19 protein-coding genes and 1 pseudogene are annotated in these 25692 nt (G+C 64.7%); 7 read left to right on the forward strand and 13 right to left on the reverse strand.

Annotated elements, in window-relative coordinates:
- Window positions 1–43: 43 nt before the first annotated feature.
- The 4 genes from ACX80K_RS10515 to ACX80K_RS10530 all read right to left on the reverse strand — a co-directional run bounded on the left by ACX80K_RS10515 (window position 44) and on the right by ACX80K_RS10530 (window position 7923).
- Complete coding sequence (locus ACX80K_RS10515) at window positions 44–1039, reverse strand: glycosyltransferase family 2 protein (protein WP_459271817.1); 996 nt, start codon at window positions 1037–1039, stop codon at window positions 44–46.
- Window positions 1036–2358: a hypothetical protein gene (locus tag ACX80K_RS10520; RefSeq protein ID WP_459271818.1), complete on the reverse strand. Its 1323-nt coding sequence runs from the start codon at window positions 2356–2358 to the stop codon at window positions 1036–1038. Before ACX80K_RS10520 ends, ACX80K_RS10515 begins: the two co-directional genes overlap by 4 nt.
- Window positions 2359–2436: 78 nt before the next feature.
- Window positions 2437–4959 carry a GH25 family lysozyme gene (locus ACX80K_RS10525; RefSeq protein ID WP_459271819.1) on the reverse strand — a complete coding sequence of 841 codons (2523 nt, stop codon included), beginning with the start codon at window positions 4957–4959 and terminating at the stop codon, window positions 2437–2439.
- A gap of 36 nt (window positions 4960–4995) precedes the next feature.
- The gene (locus tag ACX80K_RS10530) at window positions 4996–7923 is read right to left on the reverse strand and encodes a hypothetical protein (protein ID WP_459271820.1); all 2928 of its coding nucleotides are present in this window, start codon (window positions 7921–7923) and stop codon (window positions 4996–4998) included.
- Window positions 7924–8241: 318 nt separating this feature from the next.
- On the opposite strand from ACX80K_RS10530, the pseudogene ACX80K_RS10535 reads away from it, so the two are divergent.
- Window positions 8242–9168: pseudogene (locus ACX80K_RS10535) on the forward strand (CpaF family protein); the annotation flags it as partial.
- A 165-nt stretch (window positions 9169–9333) separates the two neighbouring features.
- Here the strand turns inward: ACX80K_RS10535 and ACX80K_RS10540 are convergent.
- The 5 genes from ACX80K_RS10540 to ACX80K_RS10560 all read right to left on the reverse strand — a co-directional run bounded on the left by ACX80K_RS10540 (window position 9334) and on the right by ACX80K_RS10560 (window position 15025).
- Window positions 9334–10419, reverse strand: a complete 1086-nt coding sequence (locus ACX80K_RS10540) for a carbon-nitrogen hydrolase family protein (RefSeq protein WP_459271821.1) — start codon at window positions 10417–10419, stop codon at window positions 9334–9336.
- Window positions 10420–10801: 382 nt separating this feature from the next.
- Window positions 10802–11317 carry a hypothetical protein gene (locus ACX80K_RS10545; RefSeq protein ID WP_459271822.1) on the reverse strand — a complete coding sequence of 172 codons (516 nt, stop codon included), beginning with the start codon at window positions 11315–11317 and terminating at the stop codon, window positions 10802–10804.
- A gap of 74 nt (window positions 11318–11391) precedes the next feature.
- Complete coding sequence (locus tag ACX80K_RS10550; protein ID WP_459271823.1) at window positions 11392–11955, reverse strand: hypothetical protein; 564 nt, start codon at window positions 11953–11955, stop codon at window positions 11392–11394.
- A gap of 1517 nt (window positions 11956–13472) precedes the next feature.
- Window positions 13473–14162, reverse strand: coding sequence for a pentapeptide repeat-containing protein (locus ACX80K_RS10555; protein WP_459271824.1), 690 nt, complete (start codon window positions 14160–14162; stop codon window positions 13473–13475).
- A gap of 194 nt (window positions 14163–14356) precedes the next feature.
- Complete coding sequence (locus tag ACX80K_RS10560; RefSeq protein ID WP_459271825.1) at window positions 14357–15025, reverse strand: pentapeptide repeat-containing protein; 669 nt, start codon at window positions 15023–15025, stop codon at window positions 14357–14359.
- Window positions 15026–15414: 389 nt separating this feature from the next.
- Between ACX80K_RS10560 and ACX80K_RS10565 the strand changes: the two genes are divergently transcribed.
- Together ACX80K_RS10565 and ACX80K_RS10570 are read left to right on the forward strand one after the other, a co-directional pair.
- Entirely contained in the window at window positions 15415–15729 is a 315-nt protein-coding gene (locus ACX80K_RS10565) for a hypothetical protein (protein ID WP_459271826.1), read from the forward strand.
- Window positions 15730–15776: 47 nt separating this feature from the next.
- Entirely contained in the window at window positions 15777–16454 is a 678-nt protein-coding gene (locus ACX80K_RS10570) for an SHOCT domain-containing protein (protein ID WP_459271827.1), read from the forward strand.
- 202 nt (window positions 16455–16656) lie between these two features.
- On the opposite strand, the gene ACX80K_RS10575 is transcribed toward ACX80K_RS10570, so the two are convergent.
- The 4 genes from ACX80K_RS10575 to ACX80K_RS10590 form a co-directional block, all read right to left on the reverse strand.
- Entirely contained in the window at window positions 16657–17778 is a 1122-nt protein-coding gene (locus ACX80K_RS10575; protein WP_459271828.1) for an EcsC family protein, read from the reverse strand.
- 541 nt (window positions 17779–18319) lie between these two features.
- Window positions 18320–18949: a hypothetical protein gene (locus tag ACX80K_RS10580; protein WP_459271829.1), complete on the reverse strand. Its 630-nt coding sequence runs from the start codon at window positions 18947–18949 to the stop codon at window positions 18320–18322.
- Between the two features lie 496 nt (window positions 18950–19445).
- Window positions 19446–21581 (reverse strand): AAA family ATPase, encoded by a 2136-nt coding sequence (locus ACX80K_RS10585; RefSeq protein ID WP_459271830.1) that lies wholly within the window; start codon window positions 21579–21581, stop codon window positions 19446–19448.
- Between the two features lie 243 nt (window positions 21582–21824).
- A complete protein-coding gene (locus tag ACX80K_RS10590) occupies window positions 21825–22238 on the reverse strand; it encodes a hypothetical protein (protein ID WP_459271831.1) in 414 nt (137 codons plus the stop codon).
- A gap of 137 nt (window positions 22239–22375) precedes the next feature.
- On the opposite strand from ACX80K_RS10590, the gene ACX80K_RS10595 reads away from it, so the two are divergent.
- From ACX80K_RS10595 to ACX80K_RS10610, 4 genes are all read left to right on the forward strand, one after another.
- Entirely contained in the window at window positions 22376–23329 is a 954-nt protein-coding gene (locus ACX80K_RS10595) for a DUF4429 domain-containing protein (RefSeq protein ID WP_459271832.1), read from the forward strand.
- A gap of 219 nt (window positions 23330–23548) precedes the next feature.
- Window positions 23549–23869 carry a hypothetical protein gene (locus tag ACX80K_RS10600; RefSeq protein ID WP_459271833.1) on the forward strand — a complete coding sequence of 107 codons (321 nt, stop codon included), beginning with the start codon at window positions 23549–23551 and terminating at the stop codon, window positions 23867–23869.
- A gap of 241 nt (window positions 23870–24110) precedes the next feature.
- Window positions 24111–24938 (forward strand): restriction endonuclease, encoded by an 828-nt coding sequence (locus ACX80K_RS10605; RefSeq protein ID WP_459271834.1) that lies wholly within the window; start codon window positions 24111–24113, stop codon window positions 24936–24938.
- An 83-nt stretch (window positions 24939–25021) separates the two neighbouring features.
- Window positions 25022–25531 (forward strand): hypothetical protein, encoded by a 510-nt coding sequence (locus tag ACX80K_RS10610; RefSeq protein WP_459271835.1) that lies wholly within the window; start codon window positions 25022–25024, stop codon window positions 25529–25531.
- Window positions 25532–25692: the final 161 nt, after the last annotated feature.

Consider the following 25692-nt stretch of genomic DNA (forward strand, 5'->3'; position numbering starts at 1 on the left):
TACCAAGACGGCCGGGGCCCGGCTGCGCGGCCGCGCGCCCTGCCTACTCCGCGCCGTAGGAACGGCGTGCGTAGCGCCGGTACACCGCCCCGAAGAGCGGCGGGGCGGCCTTGAGCAGGAGTCCCGCGGCCGCGAGGTCGGGTCGTACCCGGGCACAGCCGGCCAGGCGCCGGAGGGGCAGGTCCGCGGCGTACCGGCGGAGGTCGGCACGTCCCGAGGTGCCGTCCCCCGATGCTGCGGCGCTCTGCGCCACGAGGAGCGTCAGGAGTGTCAGCATCGCCTGGAACGGCGCGCGGAACGGGCCCCGCCGGAAGTCCGCGCCGAGGTGGTCGTCGAGGTGCGCGAGGGCCTGCCCGACGTCGTCCGGGGACGGCACCCGCCCCCACGTGAGGGAGCCGGCGGAGATCCGGTAGCGGTACAGGGGCTGCTCCAGGACGACGACCTGTCGCGCCCTGGGATACAGGGAGAGGTTCATCACCATGTCCTCGAAGCGCTTGAGGCCCTCCGGGTAGCGGACGCCCTCGAACAGGCTCCGGCGGTACAGCTTGTCCCAGGGGAACGGTGTGATGCCGTCCGCCAGCGCGTGGCGCAGCGCGGTCCGGCCGTCCATCAGTCCGGGGCGGCGGCTCGACCGGGGCCGGTCCTCGGCCCCGTCCACGGCGACGACATGACCGCACACCACGATGTCGGTCCCCGCGTCGCAGGCGGTCGTCAGCACCTCGAGGTAGTCGGGCAGCAGTTCGTCGTCGGCGTCCAGGAACACCACGAACTCGCCCGTCGCCGCGTCGAGGCCCGTGTTCCGGGCGGCGGAGCTGCCGCGGTTCTCGGGCGCCTCGAGGACGCGCGCCTGCCGGTCGGGGAGGGGCGCCGTGACGGTCCGGGCGCGACGGGCGGAGTCGTCCGTGGAGGCGTCGTCGACGACCAGCAGCTCCCAGTTCCCGTAGCCCTGGGCGAGGACGCTGGCCAGTGCGCGTTCGATCGTCGCGGCGCTGTTGTAGACGGGGACGATGACACTGACGAGGGGCGATCCGGAGGTCACTGCGCGGTACCTTCTTCCTGGGGAGACCCGGCCTTCCCGCCCCGGACGAGGGTCAGGAGGGCCGCGAGATGGACGAGGACTCCCACGACGGGCCCCACCAGCAGGCTGAGGATCACCCGCCCTTCGAGGGACCCGGGCAGCAGGAGCACGAGGAAGGTCGACGCGGTCGCGACCACCCAGCCCACGGAGTAGGCGGCGTGCGCGCCGCGCGCCAGGCAGGCGGTCCCCGTCACGGTCAGGACGGCCATCAGGCACCCGGCGAAGGTCAGGGCTGCCATGGTCAGGGGCGCGACGACATAGGCGGGCCCGAACACCAGCATGATCCAGGGGCCGAGCAGTCCGGCCGCGACCGCGCCGACGCCGCCGAGCGCGATCAGTCCCGCGGCGGGACCGGCGATGGCCCGGACGAGCGACGTGCCCGTCACGCCGACGAACCGCGCGATCAGCACGGACTGGAAGGCCTGGAGGGGGATCATGATCGGCGCGCGGGTGAGGGAGATGGCGAGGAGGAGGGGCGCCGCCCCGGCGTACTGCTCGAGGGACGTGGTCAGGCGCAGCAGGATGGGGAACCCGGTGACGAGGGCCGCCGTGGCGGCCGCCGACAGCATCGCATGGGCGGTGTTGGACAGCAGCGTGGCCCTGCCGACGTCGGCCCGCGCCCGGACCGCGGACCGCGAGGATCGCGTGAACAGGAGGATGAGCAGCCAGGTCAGCGCCCCGGCGGCGCTGGCGATCTCCAGCCCGAGCCGGGTGGACACGGCGAGGGCGACGACGACGACGAGGAGCAGGCGGAGCAGCGCTTCGGAGCCGGCGAGTCCCGCGAACAGCGACCACCGCTGCGACCCTCCCGCGGCTCCCGCGACGGAGCAGTGACCGGCGTACGCGATCGCAGCCACCGAGAGGACGGCCACCAGCAGGACGGTGTCGTCCGGCAGGATCGACGGCGCCCAGAGCGGCGACGACGCAGCGATCACGGCCGCAGCGCCGCAGCCGATCAGGAGTCCGAGGGGGAAGACCGCCGCCCCCCGCACCCGCCCTGCCTGGCCGGTGCCCGTCGCCGCCGACCGCACGGCCCGGGTGAACTCGCTGATGATGCCCGCGAGCACACCGAGGACGAAGAACAGGACGGCCCAGAAGGTGAGGAACTGGGCGTTCTCCTCGGGGGTTAGTGCACGGGCGGCGAGGAAGAGGATCAGGTAGCTCGCGGCTGCGGCGATCACCGACGCCACGCCCACGGCCGGGAGTCCCCTGGCCCGCGGTCGTCCGGCCTTCCCGTGCGCGGGGTCGGCCGCGGACCCGGCCGGGTTACTCAGGGACATAAGCCCCGATCATAGCGAGGCCGTTCCGCCCGGACACAATCCGCTGGAAGGATCGTGCCCGGGCGCGCCTGGTGGTGGTTAGAGGCGGGTGATGCCGCGGGTGGGTGACCAGCTGAGTTGGCCTTTCTGGAATTTCTGGGTGCAGGTCTTGCTGGTGGTGCAGGTTTCGTCGGTGGTGGGGTAGCCGAGGCTGCCGGTCTCCCAGCCGGTGGCGCGCCAGGCGGTTCCGATGGCGCCGGTGGTGGGGTGGGCGCCGGTGGTGGGGGACCAGTGGATCTGGCCCTTCTGGAAGTCCTGGTAGCAGCCGCCGTTGGTGAGTCCGCAGGACTGGTTGCCGGTGGGGTAGCCGAGGCTGCCGGTTTCCCAGCCGGCTTTGCTCCAGGCGGTGTTGAAGACGCCGCGGGTGGCGTAGGCGCCGGTGCCGGGGGACCAGTGGATCTGGCCCTTCTGGTAGTTCTGGTAGCAGCCGTTGCCGGCGAGTCCGCAGATCTCGTTGCTGGTGGGGTAGCCGAGGGTGCCGTTCTCCCAGCCGGAGTTGGCCCAGGCGGAGGCGATGGTGCCGTAGGTGGGCTGGGCGCCGGTGGTGGGGGACCAGTGGATCTGGCCGCCCTGGTAGTTCTGGTAGCAGCCGCCGCCGGTGAGTCCGCAGTTCTCGTTGCCGGTGGGGTAGCCGAGTTTCCCGCGTTCGCGGCCGAGCGCGCTCCAGGTCGTGTCGATCGCGCCGGAGGTCAGTGCTGCTCCGGTGGCGGGGGAGGTGTAGATGTTGCCTTTCTGGAAGGTCTGGAGGCAGCCGTTGCCGACGAGCCCGCAGATGGTGTTGCTGGTCGGGTAGCCGAGCTTGCCCTTCTCCCAGCCGCTGCCGGCCCAGACGCGGGCGATGGTGCCGGTGGTGGCGTAGGGGTTGGTCGTGTCCGAGCGGTGGATCTGGCCGTTCTGGAAGTTCTGGTAGCAGCCGCCGCCGGTCAGGCCGCAGATCTCGTTGCTGGTGGGGTAGCCCAGGGTGCCCTTCTCCCAGCCGGCCTGTCCCCAGGCCTGGGCCAGGGGGCCCCAGGTCGCGGACGCGCCGGTGGTGGCGGACCAGTGGATCTGGCCGCCCTGGAAGTTCTGGTAGCAGCCGCCGCCGGTCAGGCCGCAGTTCTCGTTGCCGGTGGGGTAGCCCAGGGTGCTGCGTTCGCGGCCCAGGGCGCTCCAGGCGCCGTCGATCGCGCCGAGGGTCAGCGTGGCCCCGGTGGCCGGGCTCCAGTAGATGTTGCCGCCCTGGAAGGACTGGACGCAGCCGCTGTCCTTCAGGCCGCAGGTGAGGTCGCTGGCCGGGTAGCCCAGGATGCCCTTCTCCCATCCGGTCCTGCCCCAGGCGGTGTTGACGGCGCCCTGCGTGGCGTGCGCCCCGGTGGCCTTCGTCCAGTGCACCTGGCCGTACTGGTAGTTCTGGTAGCAGCCGCCACCACTGATCCCGCACACCAGCCCCGACACGGCACCGCCGATCGCGGGCGTCCGCGCGGCAGAAGCCGCCACCAACGGCCCCGCCACCGATGACACCTGGGAGTTCGTCGCGAAGGCGGCGAGCTCCGCGGCCGATCCGCGCCAGACGTTCGAGTCGCCGACGAACGGGCCGGTGCTGCTGTACTGCCAGACGGCGTAGGACGACCAGCCGTTCGGCAGGACCCCGGCCGTCGTCTGGCCGTACGCGGCGATGTGCAGCGGGTGGTCGGCGAATGCACTCGAGTTGCCGGTGCAGGTGGCCCACCAGTCCGTCGTCGTGTAGATCATCGGTACCCGGCCCGTGAGGTTCCGGATCGTCGAGGAGAAGTCCCGGATCCAGGACACCATCTGCGCTGCCGACAGGTTGTAGCAGGTGTTCCCGAGCGACGGGTAGGGGTTGTACTCGATGTCCAGCAGCGGGGGCAGGGTCCGTCCGTCCGAGGACCAGCCTCCGCCGTTCTCCACGAAGTACGTCGCCTGTTCGGCGCCGGAGGACGACGTGGTCGGGATCGCGAAGTGGTAGGCACCGCGGACCATCCCCACGGAGGCCGCTCCGCCGTACTGCTGTCCGTAGAACGGGTTCACGTAGCCCGTGCCCTCGGTCGCCTTGACGTACGCGAACTCGGAGCCCTGTGCCCTGGCCGTGCGCCAGTCGACGGCTCCCTGGTGGCTGCTGACGTCGATCCCCTGGATGCCGGCCGGTCGCCAGGTGGCGGCAAGGCCCTCCGCCTGGGTCGTCGCGGACTCCTGCTCCGCGGGGGCGGCCGGCACCTGCGCATCGCCGGTCGCCCTCAGCCGGTCGAGGCCCTGCCCCATGGTGGCGTTGCCGAATCCCTGGATGGCGTCCGCCATCGTCGGAGACGCGACGGACGCCTGGCCCGGCTCCGTCGGGAGGGCGGCGGGCCCTGTCGGCTCCGCGGTGGCGGGAGGACCGGCAGTGGCGTCGGGTCCGGGTGATGCTTCCGGCTCCGGAGTGGACTGCGCCTGCTCGGGCTGCGTGGCCGGTGCCGAAGGAGGCGGACCGGTCACCTCCGCTGCGACGGCGGGCAGCGGCGCAAGGGCGAGCGCCACCACGAAGGCGGCGGTGGCCAACCGGGAAGTGCGGGGAAACGGTTTCATGTCAGGAGTCCTTGGGGTCGACGCGCCTGGTGGTGGTTAGAGGCGGGTGATGCCGCGGGTGGGTGACCAGCTGAGTTGGCCTTTCTGGAATTTCTGGGTGCAGGTCTTGCTGGTGGTGCAGGTTTCGTCGGTGGTGGGGTAGCCGAGGCTGCCGGTCTCCCAGCCGGTGGCGCGCCAGGCGGTTCCGATGGCGCCGGTGGTGGGGTGGGCGCCGGTGGTGGGGGACCAGTGGATCTGGCCCTTCTGGAAGTCCTGGTAGCAGCCGCCGTTGGTGAGTCCGCAGGACTGGTTGCCGGTGGGGTAGCCGAGGCTGCCGGTTTCCCAGCCGGCTTTGCTCCAGGCGGTGTTGAAGACGCCGCGGGTGGCGTAGGCGCCGGTGCCGGGGGACCAGTGGATCTGGCCCTTCTGGTAGTTCTGGTAGCAGCCGTTGCCGGCGAGTCCGCAGATCTCGTTGCTGGTGGGGTAGCCGAGGGTGCCGTTCTCCCAGCCGGAGTTGGCCCAGGCGGAGGCGATGGTGCCGTAGGTGGGCTGGGCGCCGGTGGTGGGGGACCAGTGGATCTGGCCGCCCTGGTAGTTCTGGTAGCAGCCGCCGCCGGTGAGTCCGCAGTTCTCGTTGCCGGTGGGGTAGCCGAGTTTCCCGCGTTCGCGGCCGAGCGCGCTCCAGGTCGTGTCGATCGCGCCGGAGGTCAGTGCTGCTCCGGTGGCGGGGGAGGTGTAGATGTTGCCTTTCTGGAAGGTCTGGAGGCAGCCGTTGCCGACGAGCCCGCAGATGGTGTTGCTGGTCGGGTAGCCGAGCTTGCCCTTCTCCCAGCCGCTGCCGGCCCAGACGCGGGCGATGGTGCCGGTGGTGGCGTAGGGGTTGGTCGTGTCCGAGCGGTGGATCTGGCCGTTCTGGAAGTTCTGGTAGCAGCCGCCGCCGGTCAGGCCGCAGATCTCGTTGCTGGTGGGGTAGCCCAGGGTGCCCTTCTCCCAGCCGGCCTGTCCCCAGGCCTGGGCCAGGGGGCCCCAGGTCGCGGACGCGCCGGTGGTGGCGGACCAGTGGATCTGGCCGCCCTGGAAGTTCTGGTAGCAGCCGCCGCCGGTCAGGCCGCAGTTCTCGTTGCCGGTGGGGTAGCCCAGGGTGCTGCGTTCGCGGCCCAGGGCGCTCCAGGCGCCGTCGATCGCGCCGAGGGTCAGCGTGGCCCCGGTGGCCGGGCTCCAGTAGATGTTGCCGCCCTGGAAGGACTGGACGCAGCCGCTGTCCTTCAGGCCGCAGGTGAGGTCGCTGGCCGGGTAGCCCAGGATGCCCTTCTCCCATCCGGTCCTGCCCCAGGCGGTGTTGACGGCGCCCTGCGTGGCGTGCGCCCCGGTGGCCTTCGTCCAGTGCACCTGGCCGTACTGGTAGTTCTGGTAGCAGCCGCCACCACTGATCCCGCACACCAGCCCCGACACGGCACCGCCGATCGCGGGCGTCCGCGCGGCAGAAGCCGCCACCAACGGCCCCGCCACCGTCACCGACGACTGCATGGGCTCGATCGTGATGCGGGCGTCCGTGTTGCTGACGGCGTCGATGCGGATCTTGGTGCCCGAGTGCGCCGTGAAGGTCTGCCCTGCCTGCCAGGTCAGGGAGCCGTTGCCCCAGCCCGAGACGCGGCTGTTGGGGGTGAGCACGATGGATGCGTTCCCGGACCACCCGAGGATGTCCTGCTTCGTGATCTTCACCCCGCGGTTCCCGTTCACGGCCGTCTGGGCGTCGTAGCCCTCGGGTGCCCGGAGTTCGAGGTAGTAGACCTCGCCGCTCACCGGGTCGGTGAACTTCGCCGCCCGGTCGGACGAGGTGCCCGCCCACGGGCGCAGGGTCACCTGGCGGCTGTCGGACACCCGGCCCAGGTCCTGGATCTCGTCGCCGCGGCCGAAGCCCCCGTACTCCCACAGGAAGGCGTTGATCCGGGGGGAGCTGATCTGGGCGTAGCCCATGAGGTCGGACGTGTCGCTGTATTCGGCCGAGTAGCAGGCCGAGTCGGCCCAGGACGACCCCGAGCGGGCGACGTCGGAGCGGGCGTTGGAGCAGGAGAGCGAGTTGGCGTGGTGCAGCCCGAGGACGTGGCCGAACTCGTGCGTCACGACGTTGTTCGTCAGCGCGGAGGGGTAGGGCATGATGACGCGCCCGCTGGTCGGCCCGTCGGTGAAACCGCCACCGAGGATGCCCCAGGAGCCGCTGTAGTTGAGGTCCGCGTGGGGCACGAAGATCACGAGGGACTCGTACGCCCGGTACTGCCAGTTCAGTTCCTTCGTCACGGTCGCCATGATCGTGCCGTACGAATCGGTGATCTTCGCGGCGGAGACGTGGCGGTACTCGCTCACATTCCTCATCGAGAGGCGTCCGGCGGTGGCGGAGTTCCAATAGGCATTGGCGCTCGTGATCGAGTTGCGTGCCGCCGTCATGTTGATCGCGTTGGTGTCCGCAACTGTCTTCCCCGACAGTTGCACGGTGACCAGCGTGACCTTGAACTCGCCGGCTCGGGGCGCGATGGCCGCGGTGCCCGAACTGCCGTCCGCGCTCAGCGGCGATGCCGCCTTCAAAGGGGTGACGGGCTTCGTGTAGTGCTCGCCGTACCGCGCGTTGGAATCGGGGTCGGCGAGAGGGTTCCAGTTCAGGTCCGGCACGAACGAGGTGACCTCGTCCTGCGCGGGTGCCGTAGCGGGTGCCGTGGCGGCCGGCGCGGGTTCGCTCGCCGGGATGTCCGTCGGCAGCGCTGCGGGGGCCGTCGGAACGGGGGGTGTCGGTGCCGCCGGCGGCGTCGGGGACGCCGGTGAGGTAGGTGGAGTGGACGGGACAGCCGGAGCGGTTGTCGCCGAGGGGGCCGGGGCGGTGGTCGCCGGTGTCGGCAGGACGTCGTCGGCGAGTGCGGGAACCGCGCTGCCCACGAGACCGAAGGACAGGAGGGCGGCGCACAGGAGCCGAACGGGGGAGGGCAGGGTCACGGGTTTCTCCAGCAGAATCCGGGCGTTAGCCAGCTAAGTGAAATCCCGGAAAGACTACGGAGATGTGACCTGTGTGACTAACGATTCGGAAGTGACTGCAGAATCTTAGGCAAAACCTGCGCCTTCGCCTGCGGTGCGCCCGGCGTGTCGCGTGTCCCTGGGGTAGGAGCGGGTGTAGATCCAAGCAGCCGGGCGGTATCCACAGGTGTCCGGGACTCTGGTCCGGCCGGGTCTCCTTCAGTAGGGTGAGGCGGAGCAGGGGCAACCGGAGGACCGCCACCGCGCCGACGGCGGACCGACGACCAATGGGGGATGTCGATGGATGCTGTGGGCATGGTCGAGGGCGAGGTGCGCGAGCTCATCCGCAGGCGCGGTCTCGATCCTGCCCTCCAGATCGCGGAGGTCCAGCACCTGGTCGACGACGCCGTGGCCGACTACGACGAGCGTTCGGTCCTCGGGGTCGTTCCTCCCCTGGGCCGCCTCGATGTCGCCCGCAAGCAGATCTACGACGCCGTGGCGGGCTTCGGCGCCCTGCAGCCGTTCCTCGACGATCCGACCATCGAGGAGATCTGGATCAATGCGCCGTCGGAGGTCTACATCGCGCGCGACGGCGAATCCCAGCTCACGGCGCTCTCGCTCACGGATCGGCAGGTCAGGGACCTCGTCGAGAAGATGCTCAAGTCCTCGGGACGCCGCCTGGACCTCTCCTCGCCCTTCGTCGATGCCTCCCTGCCCGACGGCTCCCGCCTGCACGTGGTCATCCCGGACGTGACCCGCAGGCACTGGTCCGTGAACATCCGGAAGTTCATCGCCCGTGCCTCGCGCCTCGAACACCTCGTGGAGTTGGGGACGCTCAGCCCGCAGGCAGCCCGCTTCCTCGGGGCGGCGGTCGCGAGCGGCCTCAACATCCTCGTGTCCGGTGCCACACAGGCCGGGAAGACGACCCTGCTTAACTGCCTCGGCGCGTCGATCGGCCCGCGCGAGAGGGTCATCACGGTCGAGGAGATCTTCGAGCTGCAGCTGCCCCTGCGCGACGTCGTCGGTCTCCAGTGCCGGCAGCCCAATCTGGAGGGTACCGGGGAGATACCCCTGCGACGCCTCGTCAAGGAGGCCCTGCGCATGCGGCCGGACCGCCTGATCGTGGGCGAGGTCCGGGAGGCGGAGAGCCTGGACATGCTGATCGCGCTGAACAGCGGACTCCCGGGGATGTGCAGCGTCCACGCGAACAGCGCGCACGATGGGATACGTTCCAAAAGGCGTGTACCCAAATAGTCGCTTCGCGTGGCACGAAACGGGAGGTTAGTCAGCAGCACCTCCTGCCCTTGCCTGTAGAAGCAACGAAAGGCTGAATGAGCTCAAGCGGGGCTATTGACTGCCACCGTGCTCAGCTAGCGGGGCCGGGCTTAGTGGCTATTCTCCTGTGGCGGCCGATCTCAAGCCCGAGGGCGGAACCTTCTGAGGCGTGGTGGTCGGGGCCGGCGGGTAAAGGACGTCTTCTCGGCTGTAGTGCCCCACGACGTCGAAGATTCGCTTTGCGGCCAAGGTGCGATCCAGGTCGACGTCCGCGGCAACGATCCCCTCCTGGTCGTAGAGAGGACCTGCGATCGGACGGCCGTCCAGGGGCTCGAAGATCGCCGCTCCACCCCGCCCCAACGCCTGGTCGCCATCGGGCAGCCGGACCGGGAAGTCATCGGGAAACGCAGAACGAGGAATGTACTGGGGAACCGACACCACGAAGGCGCCGGATTCGATAGCCACGTGGCTCATCGTGGAAATCCAGCCTTCCGAGTCATCGGCCGTTGGGGCAGCCAGGATCTGCACGCCCTGACGGTAGAGCTCATACCGGGCCAAAGGCATGCGGTTCTCCCAACAGAGGAGACCCCCAACCCTGCCGACGGGCGTCTCGACAGCGCTCAAATCGTGTCCTGGCCCTACACCGTAGAACAGCCGTTCGTGCATCGTGGGTATCAGCTTGCGATGCTTCGAGAGCAAGCCCTCGGGGCCGAGCAGGACCAACGTGTCGTAGAGACTTCCGGGCCTCCCGGATTCCCGTTCGTTGACACTCAGGACGCAGTACATGTCGTGCTTCGCACAGGCCTCGATGAACCGGTCGATCTGTGGTCCGGGGACATCGATGGAGTTGGCCCAGAGGCGGGTCCACAGCTCGTCGAATCCGTCGAACTTGGCCGCTTGATGCGCCCAAACCCCGGACGGGTAGAGCGGGATGAACAGTTCAGGGAAGACCGCGAGCTTCACCCCCTGGGCTGCCGCCTCGTCCAGGAGTTGCAGCGCCTTTGATACTGACGCCTCCGCATCGAGGATCACGGGAGTGGCCTGAACTGCAGCGATTCGCACAGTATTTCCGGACATGGCGCAAAGTCTGCGCTCATGCTTTCGCAGCGTCAATACCGCCTGCGCCCTGATCTGCGGCAGGCCGGCCAGTGCGCACCGGTATCGCTGGGCCGCTGGTGCTATCGCTCCCGTAGCTCTCCTCATTACGTGAACGCGACACCGAAGCAGGAGCGCGTACACGACGAGCGGACATCACTTTGGATACAGCTTGCGCCTGCTCGAGGAGCCTGCGAGCTAAACGAGAATGGACCAGCTTTTGCAGCTCGATTAGGTTGCCCTCCGGATCGCGGAGGTAGCACCACGTGAGCTGTCGTCCGTCGAACGTCTGGAGAGGGAGATCTCGGAGGCGTCTGCTCCGCCGTTCTCGTGGACGGCGTCCTTTGCAACGTGGAGGTCATTGACCACGAAGGCGATGTGGCCCCAACCCGGTGTGATTGGCACGTCAGCGGACCCCATCAGCGCTGGTTGCAAACGAGTAAAGAAGGACGACCCACGCAAGTATAAGCGGCCGTCACAGCGCCCTATATCAGCCGGCGGGCAGCGCTTCGTTGTAGTGGACGGTCGTCAGAAGACCGTACGAGCTGTCGACGACTTGAATCCATTCGAGTCCGTGTTCCTTCGCGTTGACTAGCTTGAACAATGCGTGCGCCGCGTCGTCGCCGAGGCGTTCATTGTCTTCGCTGACGCCGTCAACCATGAGCATGACGACAAGGCTCTCCGGTGAGGGTGATTCCATATCCTGGACGTAGCAGGGCCATCCCACCGTCTCGAAGAGGCATGTCTCAGTCCACGTCCCGATACCGAATGACTCCAGGCCGGCCTCGTTGATCTCGGCAGCCCATGCCTTTCGCTCAGGGGCGTCTGCCCCGCTTTGCGCCAGCGTGCTCTGCCCGGTGGCCTCCGGCTTGGTCGCATCCGCTTCGCCGCCGCCGTCGAGCATGGTTTGGATGGCGGCGATGATGAGGACTGGCACAACCGCGAGGATGATCCGGTTTCTTCTCTGCTCGCGAGTGATGGATTTGTCGGTGAACGGGTTTTGCATAGAACTTCCTTATGGCGACATGGGTGTGCTGCCCCCAACCTGTCGCGGCGTTGCGTGGATGGGTGTGTTCGGAATTAGCGGTAGTTCGCGTCGAGGATGGGGTAGTCGCGCAGACCCTCGTCGGTCAGCGCCCAACACGTCATGTCTGGCAAGCCTTCGGTCCGCTCGACGTAGCTGGTTTCGTAGCATTCAAAATCATCGGTTATCCGGCTGCGGGCGCCCTGCGGTGCACCTGTGTCGAGCACCTCTTGCAGGACGAACTTGGCCTCCTCACAAGTGACGCCTTGCAAATTCTCGTACACGAATCTTGCACCCCCGCAGGTGCTTTCACCAGCAGCCTCGGGTGCCACTCCGCCCGGCGCGGGAGCCGCGGAGGCGGTCAGGGACTGGATGATCGGAAGGATCTGAGAACGGAATTCTGAACTTGCAGTGAACTGGTCAGCTGCGGCCGTCAGATCATCTGTTCGATCAGTAGATCCCAGCATTCGTGAGCCCGAAAAGGACAACGAGTAGTAGTTGTCCCACCCGAAATCGAACTGCCACGTATCTGTTCCCGGGACTGCTGCGCCGTAGACCAGCGCGCCATTGCCGCCCGGGGCGTGACCTGCGGCCACGGCGACGACGGCTTGAGGCGTCATACCAGCTTTGTCCACCACTCCGGCTATAGGCCCTTCCGGTGATGCCATGAGGAGTGGGCCCATCCCTCCCCTCGGGGAGTCGGAAGGGAAGGCGCTGAGCGCGAGCACGGAATCACCTGCCGGGTTGACCAGTGTCCAGGGCCCGCCGTCTTGCACCTCCGGCGTTTGAGTAACGGTCCACCCGGTCGGATAACGGAAACTCAAGGCGCCATCCGGCGAAGTGAACGTCTGGTCCAGTACCGCGGCATCCACCTGACCTGTCGGTGAGGGAGCGCTGGTCGGGGTGGCCGCGCGGGTCGGGGTGGCCGCGGCGGAGGGGCTTGGCTTTGAGGGGGCGGCTGAAGTCCGGGCTGGTGACGACATTTCGGATGTCGCCGTACCTACGGACTCGGGAGCCATGTTGTTCGTGACTGGGTTCGAGCAACCGGAAGCAAGAAGCGCACACGCGAGGGCGAGAGGAATCAGCTGGAAGCGAGAGCCTGCACTCCTGGTCACGGTGTCACACAAGGCGTGCCATAAGGCGTGAAGCGCGAAAAGGTCATCGGTCCCCCAAGAAACGTAGTATCTGCAGTCTCACCGATAGTATGCGGTCCCTCCAGTTGAATCAGCGCTCCAGCGCCGACACCCTGTTAACTCCTTTGGTATTCCAGTGCATGAGCGCTCAAAGGTGCTTCTATATCCACGAAACATTGCGCCTGCAGTTTTCGGCGGCGCGTGAGCAGACTACTTTTCCGAAAAATGAGCAGCAGGTCTTGGGCGTCGTTGAGGGGATGCATACGCAAAAACGTGTACCTTTTGAACTCGTGGTTCTCGACAGATGGAGCCCCCTGCGAGCTCAGTTCAATTTCCGGCGATCGACGGCGGGCACGAGCTCGTAGCCCCAGAACTGGCGACGGGGACGAGCGAATACTTGGCCGTACGCGCAGGAGAGGCCGGTTCGAGAACGGCATGCTTTGCCACGCAGGTTGGTAAAGCGCACGACTGAAAATCGGACGGTCCGGGGTTCGAACCCGGGATGGATGTGGCACGCATCGAGGACCACCGCCCAGCCAGGGTGGCGAGGATCTTCGAGCAGGAAGCAGGACCCTATGGAACTGCGCCCAATCTTTAATCTCGCCGACATGCCTGACTTCAACTGGGCCACTCAGCAGGACCGGGCTGACTGGTCTACCGGGGACGTCAGCGCACGGACCGTCGTCCTAAACCCGGCGTGGAACAAGCCGGACTGCGTCGATCACGGCGCAATGAACTACGTGTCGCCCAAACGGGACATCTACCGATGCCTGACGTGCGGCCGCGCCGCCTACTCGCCCATCTCAGTTCCGGCGCGGTAGGCCACCCGCCCGCGAGGGCATCTTCAGACGAGGCCCTGAAGGTAGGGCGCCTAGCTTCCAACCAAGAGGCAGCGGATTCGATCCCCGTCGTCTGCTCGGGGCGCTCACGCGCCCGCATGGTGGGTGTAGCTCAGTTGGTAGAGCGGCTGGTTGTGGTCGAGGAGGTCGCGGGTTCGAGCCCCGTCACTCACCCTCTTCCGACGGGTCCGGTTCGGGCGACGGCGGCGGGCAAATCATCTCCGGCGTCGGTCGATCGTCACTCGGCCACTGTGTATCTGCGGTCCAGCACGAATCGATGAATTCGGCGCCGAACGTATCGCGTAGGTCCGCCCCGCCGAGGCTTGACCTGTAGAAGGCAGCCCCACGCATCTCCGCATCTCGCAAATTTGCCCTGGTGGCGTTCGTACTCCGGAAAAGTGCGCCTCTGAGATCGGCTTGAAAGAAGTTCACCTCGGTCAGGTTGGCGCTCGTGAAATCGGCGTTCCGAAGATCCATGAAGCTCAAGTCCATGCCCTCCATGTCCATCCCGGAGAAGGGGAGCCGTTTCAGGATCGGCCGGCCGTCCTCAGTGAGGGCCGGTTCGATGTCAGCGGAGCGCTCACGGACGAATCGCAGATCTTCCAGGCGGACCAGTTCGGCTGACCGCTCTTCCTCCAGTCGCGCCAGTTCCTGCGAGAGAGCTTCGGCAGCAGCCTGCTCGCGCTCAGCCCGGTTGTCGTCGATCACCGCTTGTCCTGCGATTGTCATGCCTCCCACGACGACCGCTATGAGGGTCGGAATGATGACGTCCCGGAACCACCACCGCTGGTGCTTCGGCGGTGGCGGTACTTCGGCCTGCGGGACTAGGGGAACGCTCTTCTTTGAGACGACCATGCGCAGATAGTACGCCCCAGGTGCGCCGCCGGGAGAGGGCCACAGGATTTCCTGTTATGCAATGAGCCCGGTCGGTCCGGCCACACACGTGACCGGCATGACATCCCTCAGCGACCTCCTCATACCTAAGTCGACCCGCCCTGCCGAACCCGGCCACTTACCGCCAGAAAAATGTCAGAAATGTTCAGCAACCGTCACGGTTCGTCCTCCGCTGTCGTGCACATCCGGTCGTCGCGCTGCTGCTGCTGATCTGGCGATGTGATCCACTTCGTTCCTGCGTTCCGACAGGTATAGGTGAACATGGTGCCGCCAGTCGTAGCGCCCCTCAAGTCCGAGTCGATGAAGGCGACGCGCCAGAAGCTGGCCTCGTTGAGCTCTGCCTCAATGAAGTTGACTCCGACGACCGTTGACTCACGGAAGATCGCTCCACGCAGGTTCGCCTGGTGGAAGTTGACGTTCGTCAGGTCGGCGTTGGTGAAATTGGCACGCCTGAGATCCATGAAGCTGAGATCCATCCCGTGCAGATCCATGCCCTGGAATGGCAGGTAGGGCGGCAATACATTGTCTTCCCCTTCCCCGTACCGAAGAGGCTCGAGCCCGGCGGACTGCTCACGGATGAAGCGCATATCCTCCAGCCGAGCGAGTTCATCGGCCTCCGCCTGCTGCCGGTCCGCCATGGCTTGCTCACGGTCGGCACGTCTGTCATCGATAAGGTACTGGCCGGCGATCACCATGCCGCCCACGATGACGGCGATGAGAATCGGGATCACGACGTCCCTGAACCACCATCGGTCGTGCCGCAGCGGGGGCGGCGACACATCGGCCGACGGAACCAAGGGGACGCTCTTCTTTGAGACGACCATGGCCAGATGGTACGCCCCGGCGTGCACCGAGGGGGAGGGGCCGCACGAGCCCATCCCCCCGCGATGAGGATAGGGGGTCCGGCCGCACACGTGAGCGGCATGACTTTCGGTCACCGGGGGTGCCCTCTCGGAAGTATCACTGACGCTACACTCACGAAAAGATGTGTACCCGCAGGCTCCCTGTCTTGGACGCACGGGACCTACTTGAGCAGCCCAGGTTCGGCCCCTGGCAGACGTGTCAGCAATGCTGCAGGAGAACGCACAGAGTTGCTGACCGAGATCTCACCCTCCGCAGATGAGACTATGCATACTGCTTTGATACATTCGTGACCCCGGCAAGTGAGCACACCTGTGCGCAAGGCCACTCCAAGGCCGTCTCCAGTTGAGTCGTGCTCAGCGTCGTAGGCATACTCGACACGATCGGCTGCGGTCTCGCCCTGTACCTGGAGTCGAACGGCTTGGATGCCCCAAGGGATGTGCTGATGGGCCCCGGCTACACTGCGCTTTTTATCAACGGTGTCGGGGTGGCGATCCTCGTGCTGGCCGTGTCCTGGTTCGCGGTCCTGCCCTCTTCCCGTTGGCTCATCGTGCTGGTGACGACATTGGCAACCGCCATCATCGTGCTAGTAACTCTGGCCATTAAGGGAATCACAGCACGGTCAACGGGCTATGCCACCAGTGCCATAATTATTCGTGAACCGTGAGGCGCCTACATATTCGGCGAGGCCTCCATCAAGACTTTGGGGGCATCGTGAATCCTGGCTGGTACGCACACATTCTCAACCACGGCATCGTGGCATACTTCGACGGCACCGAATGGGGAGCGGTCACCGATCGCGCCAGCCTGGCACCAGAACATAGTGACTCCGTTACCCCACTGCCTGCCGGCCATCTCGGGCCTGCCGCGCCGTTCGAGCACTTCATCCTCCCAGCGGACGCGCGCGCCGATGCCGCACCGGCCGTCGTGTCGCAGGACCGCCCTTCTGCGCCCAAGCCCCCGAAACGCCCGCACTCCACCTTGCTCGGATGGATCCTGGGCTTGGGCAGCACCATCACTGTCCTCGGATTCATCATCGGATTCACTGATGTCTCGGACATTTGCGGCAGCCCCTTCAATCCCGACAACACCGTCGCTGAGCTAACCGACGCCATGATGTACGAGGGCGGGTTGGGCTTTGGTTCAAACGAGGCCGACTGCATACAGGAGATCGCCTCCGCAGCGGCATTGACGTGGGCGCTCGTTGGCATTGGCATCCTGACGTTGCTTACCTGGCTCATAGTCCGCGCTATCACCCGCGCGACACCGCGCGGCCCGGTCCAGCCCACGGTTGGCTCGCAAATTCACGACCTTGCCGCACTGCGCGCACAGGGCATCATCAGTGACGAGGAATTCGAGGCAAAGAAGACCGACCTCCTCAGCCGCAGGTAAAGGGCCACCGTCCCCGCCGGGAACGTCATGTTCATTAACCCCGTTGAACGAGACGACCTTTTCGAACTCGCTCTCGGCGGCCGGCCTGTTTGAGCTCGTGGTCCAGCCGGATTAGGCACGACGGGCGCAAGACACCCAGCCCAACGAACAAGCCCCAGCCCTCAAGGCGTCCCGGGGATTTGGATGCCGAAGCTTACGAAGCTTACGAAGCTTTTATGTCAGGCCCGCCCGCTTCCGTTATCTCGTCAAGCACGCTGATCACTTCGTCGCCGTCAACTGGAATGACCTCTGCCGGAACGGCGTCTGCGAACGTGCCCGGCACCTCTTCCTCAGCGAGGTGCGGATACTTCTCAAGAAGGAACCGCCGTCGGTATGCGACGTCCGCAAGGTCGATAACGGACTCCAGGGTGGCCCAGTTGAGGGTGGAGCCGATGACGGCCCCAGCACCGGGAACAACCTTTCCAAGCCCCTGCTTGGTCAGGCGTTTGCCGAATGCTCCCGCAAACTTCTTTGAGACTTGGGCGACCACAAACTTATCGAGGACTTCCCAGCTTTGGCGGCGGAATAGCGCCTGAGTGAGCTTCGAGATGTCCGCCATGGCGGCGGTCTTCGCTCCGGCTGACATCGCCGTTGCGGCGTTAATGACGGTCATCACGAACATCTTCTCCGCGGGGACTTCAGGATCGTAGCCGTAATGCAGAGACACCTTGCCGACGCAGCGGGAGGTTAGTCCGAGGACAGCTGCAGTGTCAGTGGCCATGGCGCCGGTGATAGCCCCGCCCGACGGAGCGGCGGCGGCACCGCTGGTGATGGCGATTGCTAATCCTCCGCCGGTGATTACCAGCCCGGTACCGATTCCCACGGCTGCTGCAACGATCGGGTAGCCCCAGCTATCTCCCCGTCCACGGACAGCGTCAATCTGCTCCAGATCTAAGCGACGCAGGTCCGAAAGTGACGCAACGGCGTGCCCTTGCTTCTTGTGCTTCACCACGACCGCTTTGGGTGTGAGTCCAAGCCGCGAAATGCGTGCCCCGGTGTATCTGGTGGATTCGAGGACAGTGCCGCTCCAGGACGGTAGCACTTCGGCAGCCAGTCGTTTCCCACGGCCGAGTGCATTGGTGCCCTTGGCCGCGATTTCTTGCCCGCGCGAGACGGCCGATCGGGCCCGTGGATGGTCTTCCATATATGTCGTGGCATGCCCGCTAAGCTCTGCGGCGCCGTCTACCATTCGCTTGCCGACATCCTTCAATGCACCTGACACTGGGCGTCCCTTGTAGTTCTGGATGTCCCGCCAGGCATTGAGCTCATATTCGGATGGTTGCATCCCGCCATCGTAGTGGCGTATCTGTCCCCGTCCGGACCGCCGCGCAGCTAGCGATTAGTGTGGTATTTCGCTGCTAGGTTCCCGCTGACTTCCTCGACGTGACGCCGGACGGCGAGCCAGTAATTGCCTCGACGCTCGACGCTCGACGCTCGAAGGCTGATGGGCTGAAGTCTTCCTTTCAACTAGAAAACCCGACTGTCAACAACTCCCGTCAGATCTACACTTAGCTGACGCAGCACGGGACACTTTCGCCCCAGTCCAGCCGCCTGCAAGACAGGGAAGCCATGAGCTCAAAGCTTTGGGGATCCCGGCTCAGATCCTGCTCCTGATTGTCAGCCGCCACTACTGCACCCGCGCAGATGAGTCCGATGCATTCCGAGTTTTTCCAGTAGGGGAGCTTCGGGCTGCTGGCTGAACCTGGGACGTCAGCGGCTATCACCTCACCAAACCCGGTTGCCCGTCTGCCCGGAGAGCTTACAACTTGGGAACTGGCTACCCATCTATCGACGACGTGCGTACGGGGGCCCATTTCCGGCTTTTTCTATAGTTCCTCCGGTGGTGCAGGACTCAGTGCCGCGCGCTGCAGCCGGGGGAAGTCCTCCGGATACATAGTCTTGAGGTCCTTAACTTTGGGTGCATAGGCGCTGTTGTGCCACAGGAAGCAGATCAGGCGCTGGCGGCCGCCGACCGTAATTTTTACGATACTTTGCACGGGATCGACCCGGCCTGTGATCGGGTCGTCGCGACCGAAGAGGGGGAACCGCTTTGAGATTTCCGGGTGAGCCAGCGTGAAGGCATCGCGTGATGGCCCGCCCACGACGACGATCAGTCCAGCCGGCGACGCGGAAAGCACGCGGTCCATGTGCTTGGCGCTGCAGAAGCTAGCAGCTTCGCGGACGCCGATCTCGTTTTTTGACTTGCAGTGCACGACCTCGGTCATCGCCGCGCTTTCGTGCCAGGGAGCTCCCTCGCCAACCAGCGCCACTGTTTGCTTCCGAACCCACTGCCAGTAGGTCTCGCTCCTGCCACGATTAACTGCCTCACCACCGGCGACGCGGCGGAGCACTTCGGCGAACGATTCGCCTGTGGCACCGGCCTTGAGGTGCTGCAAGTTTCCATTCACCCAGGAGTGCTCGCTGTCGAACCGATGCAGCATGAAGTCGGCGATCATATCGTCGTTCCATTCGGCAGTTGGATAGAGCTCAGCTAGATGCTTATATCGAGCTCGTGCCTCAGGCTCTCCTGCACTGATCGACGGGTTCGAGGACAAGAAGACCACTTTCGCAGTCTCCATCCTGCCGGCCCACGCTTCAGGCACCTGAAACGGGCCCTCATATCGGTCCTGAAAGCAGACAACCTCATGGCATGGATGTTGAGGGTCTGCGACCGCACCAGGAACCTCCGTGCAGCGGGCAACGCTTAGAACGAGTTCTCTCAGGTGTACCGGCACAAGCCCCTCCGATGTTCGTTTCTCGGGGCGAGCTTATCGCCCGGTACGTTGCCTCCTCGAACCCTTTGAACGACGGTGTCCTTCCACTGCACACATCCCTGCTGCCATGACTACGAGAAGGAGGCCCAATCGCTAGGCGTAGAACGCGCAGCCAAGGCCTGCGTGAGGTCCGGGAGCATCGCGATCGACGAGGGCGCAAGGTTCCTCAACTTCAGCGTCAATGCCCTGCAACTCGTCGCGACCCTATTTCTCGCAGCCTGTAGCTAAACCTCTGAAACTCCTCAGGGATGTCTGTTGCTGCCTCGGCGGCGCGGCGGATGGCACTGACCGACGTATCGGCTTTGAAGGTCCTTTTCAGCCATTCCTTGAAATCATGAAGGCCTTTTGCCTTGTTCAATGAGGGGATGGCGTCGTCGTGCTCCCGCCGGAGATCGTCCCAGGACTTTCCGGCTTCCGGCACTATCAGTTCCACAGGCAGGTACTCGATGATGTCGCGGGCTCGGAAACCATAGGGCTCTATGCGCGAATCCACCTGCTGCTTCAACGCCCGGGCGAGCCAGTTCGTAATCCAGGCGTACTCGTTGCCCCTGCGTCCACGGAATGCGCTGGTCAGTAGCGTCATGGCCTCATCCTGTTCGTCGGACTTCGCCAGCCTCACTGCTTCAGCCCACACCTCATTGACTTCCTGGATGTTGATGTCATCCAGTACCGCCACGACATGTGCGTCGGTGAGGTCAAACAGAACCTGACTCTCGATGGATCCGGGGAGGTTTCTCGCTCCACGCATAGGGATGATTTTGACCCGCGCTTCTTCCAGCGCCGGCCCGCAGAAGGCACCTAGGACGATCTCGTCATGGACGCCTTCAACTAGGAGGAATACGCGGTAGAGGCCTAGAAGGTCAGACGGGGACAGTCCGAGGACTGCAAGGTTCTCCGGGCCTAGGTCAGGAATCTGTCCAACACGCGTTCCCCCTTCGGTTTTTGACACATGAACGCAACTGGTCCCTCTGGAGTTGAGAACCTCTGGAGAGTGTGTGGCGACTATGAGTTGAGGGCCGAACGCCGTTAGCGTGTCGAGTCCAGCAGACATGTGCCGCTCGGCGGCGCGGTGGAGTGCCGCTTCGGGTTCGTCGATGACGGCGGCCGCAATGAGTGAGTGAAAGTCCAGTGCTCGGCGGATGGCTATTCTGGCCCAGCGCCCTTCGGCTCGGGAGAGTGACGAGAGAGGCACTTCTTGATGGCCGTAGCGGACAATCCACCGCAATGGTTTTTCGGCCAGCCACCGGGACGGGTCCGACATCTCGAGACTGAGGGGAGGAGCGTCCTGCAGGAGTGTTGAGTAGATGGTGTTGACCTCGGACTCTAGCTCCTGGACCCAGCGGCGCAGCGGCTCGGCTGTGTCTTGGTCTTCCTTCGGGTCTTCCTTGGAGCGTGAATCGAGACGCGCCATGAGCTTCACGGCAGTCACTCGGTCTAGGTCGGACTCGTCCCCGTCATCTTCCAACTCAAACGGAATCGACTTCGTGGAGAAGATCTTTACGACCGGCACCGGAAGCCCGTCTCCGAGCATTCGGCTGATGAACTTTCTGACGTTTTCCGCAGTGTCAGACCAGAAAAAATCCCAGGTGAACCCTGCCACGGGTTCAAAGATGCCGAACCCGTCTTGTCTAGCGGCTTTTTCCCATGCCACCTCGAGGTCGCCCTGCCTTTCCATCAACTCCTCTTCTGAAATCTCTCCAGCCTCGTACAACGCCTCCAGCTGCACTTCCTTCTCCGCCAGCAGATTCGAGCGCTCATCCTCTTCGTTCCAGAGATCGACGAGCTTGGCCACGGCTTTCTCGCTCGCCGCGGCTCGTGATCCTTGCGGAGGGATACACGCCCAGACATCCCAGGATGGCTCTTCGGCACCTGCCGGGAGAATAGCTATCGAGGACAGATCCGCCAACTCATCGACAAGCGCCGAATCGATCTCATCCGCCGTCAGGGCAGGGTCGAAGTGTCTTCCGCCGGACAGGAACCAGTGGCGGATTGCATGCCGGAGAACGTCGACATCCGGAGTGTCATATGTCAGCTCGTACGAAGGATCACGGGCGGTGTCCTTGATACTCCTGACAGCCCAGTCGAAAGCCACGGACCCCTTGTCGGCCTGCATGAAGAGCTGATTGATGTACTTCGCGCGTCCGGCAAACGCGCCTCGCAGGCCGTTGAGAATTGACGTCTTCCCGGCACCGTTTCGGCCGTAGAAGGCTGTAAGGCTGGGGCCGAACCGAACGGTCACGTCAGAAAGAGGGGGGCCATACAGCCGCATGCCAATAAGGGACGGTCTCGGTTTCAACGCAGGCATCTGATGCATGCAGTAATTGTTACCTCACCCCTGCCCTCAGACGCATCCCACCACGGCTGCGGCATCGGATCAGAGGCGGCGGTGGAGACACTGGGCGCTTTAGACGACGAAGAACTCGTCGTGTAGCTCGTCATGGAAGTGACGAAAAATGGGTGTGCACCTGTGGAGACAGCGAGGGACGGCGGCTTCGAGGTGGAGGGCTGCGTTTCATGCCAGCTGTGATGGCCTGAGGCAACGGAAAGCTTCGGCGGACTACGGGCTGCCGGAGCTTTCCTGCGTCCGGGGCCGGGGCCGGGGCCGGCGACGGTAGTGGTCGAACGCCATGCCAACGTGCTGGGACCAGACGCCGTACTTCTCGTCGCTCGAGGCGCCGGGCTTCAGGTGATCCAGGTGCTCCAGGTGCTCCGCCAGCGTGTAGAAGCCCTCGCCGGGGCCGGCGTCCCTGGCAGCCAGCTTCACCACCGCGGAGATCATGAACTGTGGGTGCAGAGGGTCTGCCTTAACGACGTCGGCCAGGAGCGTGCCGATGGCGTTCCGCTCACCGTCGTTGTTGAAGTCGAACTTGCGGACGCCGGCGCCTTCGGCAATCGCCTCGTTGAACTCGCCATAGGAGGTCCAGACCCCACTCTGTGCCACTCTCACCAGCTCCTGCATGCCCGCATCCATCAGGTCATTCCAGTCTTCGTCGCTACGCCCGTGGCGCATTCGTCCCCCTCGTGATCGACTGCGGCAAGCCTAGCCGCCTGGCGTCGCCGGGCGGCCCTATGCTCTGGTGAGGACATTGGCCAGGGGAAGGGCACGGCATGGGGGACAGGGACGGATCGAAGGCGCAGCGGATCCGCGAGAAGTACGCGATACCGCCTCACATTCCGGTCTGGATCGGCCAACAGGGGTGGGCTGCGTACGGCGAGGGCATCCTGTCGGTGAAGATGAAGTTGACCCCGATGGTCGTCATCCCGGTGCAGGACCTGGCCGGCGTCGACTTCAAGCCAGCCGGCACGCTGACGCAGGGACACATCCGCTTCCGGCGCCCGACGGACAAGTTCGGCGACCGCCAGGACATTATCTTCGGGGCGCAGGACGAGTCGGCTTTCGCGCAACTGCACCGCCTGGTCGAGAGCGACAGGGCCTACGGAGTGCAGGGGCAGCGCCCGGCGCCGCCGATGCCCTCGTCGGGTCCGGGAGTCCAAACGCATAGGGTGAAGTCCGCGGACGGCCAGGCTCCGACCGGCGACGAGAAGTTCCGGGCGAAGTACAAGATCCCTGCAGATGCCCTCCTCGCGCGCGCCTTGGGCGTGGGGTACATCGCATTCGATGGGCACTTCGTCACCATTCAGCACATCGGCCTGGGGCGCGTGACAATCGGCAAGGGCGTGAAGCGAGTCCCGATCACGTCCATCTCGAGCGTCCAGATCAAGCCCTCGGGCGTGGTCATGGCCGGCTTCATCCAGTTTTCGATCGCCGGCGGCAACGAGAAGGTCAGCGCGTTCGGCCATCAGACGATGAGTGCCGTGAAGGACGAGAACTCGATCACCTTCGGCATGGGCGAGGATGCGGCCTTCATCGCCATACGGGACGCCGTGGAGGCGGCCCAGCGCGCCCTCCACCAGCCGCAGGCAGCACCGGCGCCGCAACCCGTACCAGCCCCTGACGACGTCTTCGCCCAGCTGGAGAAGCTTGGGAAGCTGCGCGACGCAGGGATCGTCAGTGAGTCGGAGTTCCAGGCGAAGAAGGCCGAGCTCCTCTCCCGGATGTGACCGGCTGCATATCCGGCCGTTCTTGGCGGAAGTGGACCTAGTTGGCGGAAACTCCGCCAACTAGGGGAGCGGCCGGTGTTGCCCGTCGGTGGACGGGACGCATAGAGCCTAGAACCAACCCCGTCAGATCGAAGGAAACTCGTGGATTAGCAGAGCAGCGCGATAGTCCTTCTGAAGAGGGTCCGTCGGGGCAACAATCGACATTGGGAGGCCGTGGTCATGATCGACTTCGAGCAGGCGCGCGTCGTTGCCTATGAGCGCGGCGTCAGGGAATGGGCTAAGTATGGACACCGCGGGCAGTACATGGTGGCCGACTACGGCTTCGAGAATGAAGCTTTTTGGGTCGTCGTCGACGGCGCGAGGGAAGCGCTGGAGGGCGGGCAAGAGAGCGGTGACTACATGCTGGTTGGACGGGGCGCCATCTTGGTCGACAAGTACACCGAGGAAGTCCACGAGATGCAGTATTTAGACCACCAGGACATGTTTGACGCGATGACGCCGGTTGGCGTTCATCCCTCAGATGGCGACGAGATGGAATAACGTCGGCGAGGCGCCAGCGTCCGCACGTCAACTGCATGACCATCAGTGAGCGGATCTTAGCTCGGAGCTTCGTGCACACACCGCCGCCTGAGCTTCCAGTCGGCATAGGGTAAGCAGGTGACTATGCCTCAGTGGAAAGCGTTCATCGACCCTGTCGTCAGCCTCATGGCAGATGGTACTCCTCGAACAGAACGCCAAATCCAAGACTTGATTTACCCCGGGCTGGCGTTGAGCGACGACGATGCGGCTAGGACTGATACGCAAAACAAGCCCCTGTGGCGGGGGGCGAGCCCACTGGGCCGTTTACAATTCGTTTCGCGCAGGGCTGCTTGATCGGCCCGACCGCAGAACCTTCGTCATTAGCGAGGACGGCAAGGAAGCCGTCGCCTCACAAGAGCCAGTCACCTATGAGACCCTGCGCAAGAACGCCGAGTACGTCGATTGGCTTCGTGGTACGGCGCGCCGGCGAAGGGAAGCTCCGGAGGGCGGACCCGTAGAGGTTGTTGAGGACTCCGAGGAAACACCAGAGGAGTCCCTGGCCGAAGCCGCATCACAAATTAATGAAGCATTAATTGAAGACATCTACCTGAACCTGCTGAAGGTGCATCACCGACCGTTCGAGAATCTAATTCTGATGGTCGTGGATGCGATGGGCTACGGGACGAATAGCAAGATGATGCAACGCACTGGTGGCAGCGGTGACAACGGCATCGACGGCATTATCTGGCAGGACGCTCTTGGCTTTGACAAGGTGTACCTTCAAGCTAAAAGGTACTCACACAACGATTCCGTCGGGCCGAAGGACGTCCGCGACTTCGGCGGTGCCCTCATGCAGAAGCGAGCAAACAAGGGCATCTTCATCACCACCGCCAGCTACAGCAGCTCGGCGGTCACGGCAGCGGAAGAGATCTCCGGCAGCGCTATTAAAATCGTACTGATCGACGGTCGCCGACTGGCCGAGCTGATGTTCAAGTACCGGGTTGGTGTCCAGCCCCGTACGCCCATCGTCACCTACCAGCTGGACGAAGCGTTCTTCGACAATTTGCTGGACAAGGACCTACCATCGTGACGCGCCGCGCTAGGTCTCGTGCGCGAAGAACACCCTTCGAAAAACCCTAGTGGAAATGCCATGTCGACGGCTAGGTTGCAACGATGGACGCACTGGGAAGCGGCACAGACAACGTTGTCCGTGAATGGCTGTGGAATGCGATTGATCGGGTCCACGCAGACCAACCAAGCCTATGGGAGTGGGGCGTTGGAGAGCGCGCCCGAGTGGGACAAATCTATCGTGCGCTGTACGAAACCGAACCCTTTCACGGCAGGTGGGACATCGATCTGGAGTGGAACCGGGAGAGTTTCGATGGAGATCCTAAGCGGCAAGGAATGAACAGAAGCGGATATGGCACCCCGGATCTCGCGGTGCACCATCGCGGAAAGGACGGGCCTGAGCACAACCTGCTGATCGTCGAGTTCAAGAACGCGCTCAATCAAGGCCGCAATAGCTACAGAGACCGACGAAAGATCGAGTGGTGGATGGGAGCGTACTCTTATTGCTTTGGCGCCGTCATTGCGCTGGGGCCCTCGCTGCGGGAGTTCAGGCCGGTCGGAATCTGGCTCACATCAGACGGGTCGGGTAAGCCGGAGAAGCAGTCATGGCCTTGATGGCCCGCGCCGTTCACCATTTCGACGCATGTCCGCTAGGGAGGTTCGGCGTCGCTGCCTTTGCCGATGTCGACTCTAAGCGGTCGACCGTCGGTCAGATACGGCATGGCCGGCCGGTGTCGGTGCTGAACTTAGCGGCTGTCTTTTGACCGCGGAGGCAA

The organism is Arthrobacter sorbitolis, from assembly GCF_054510995.1.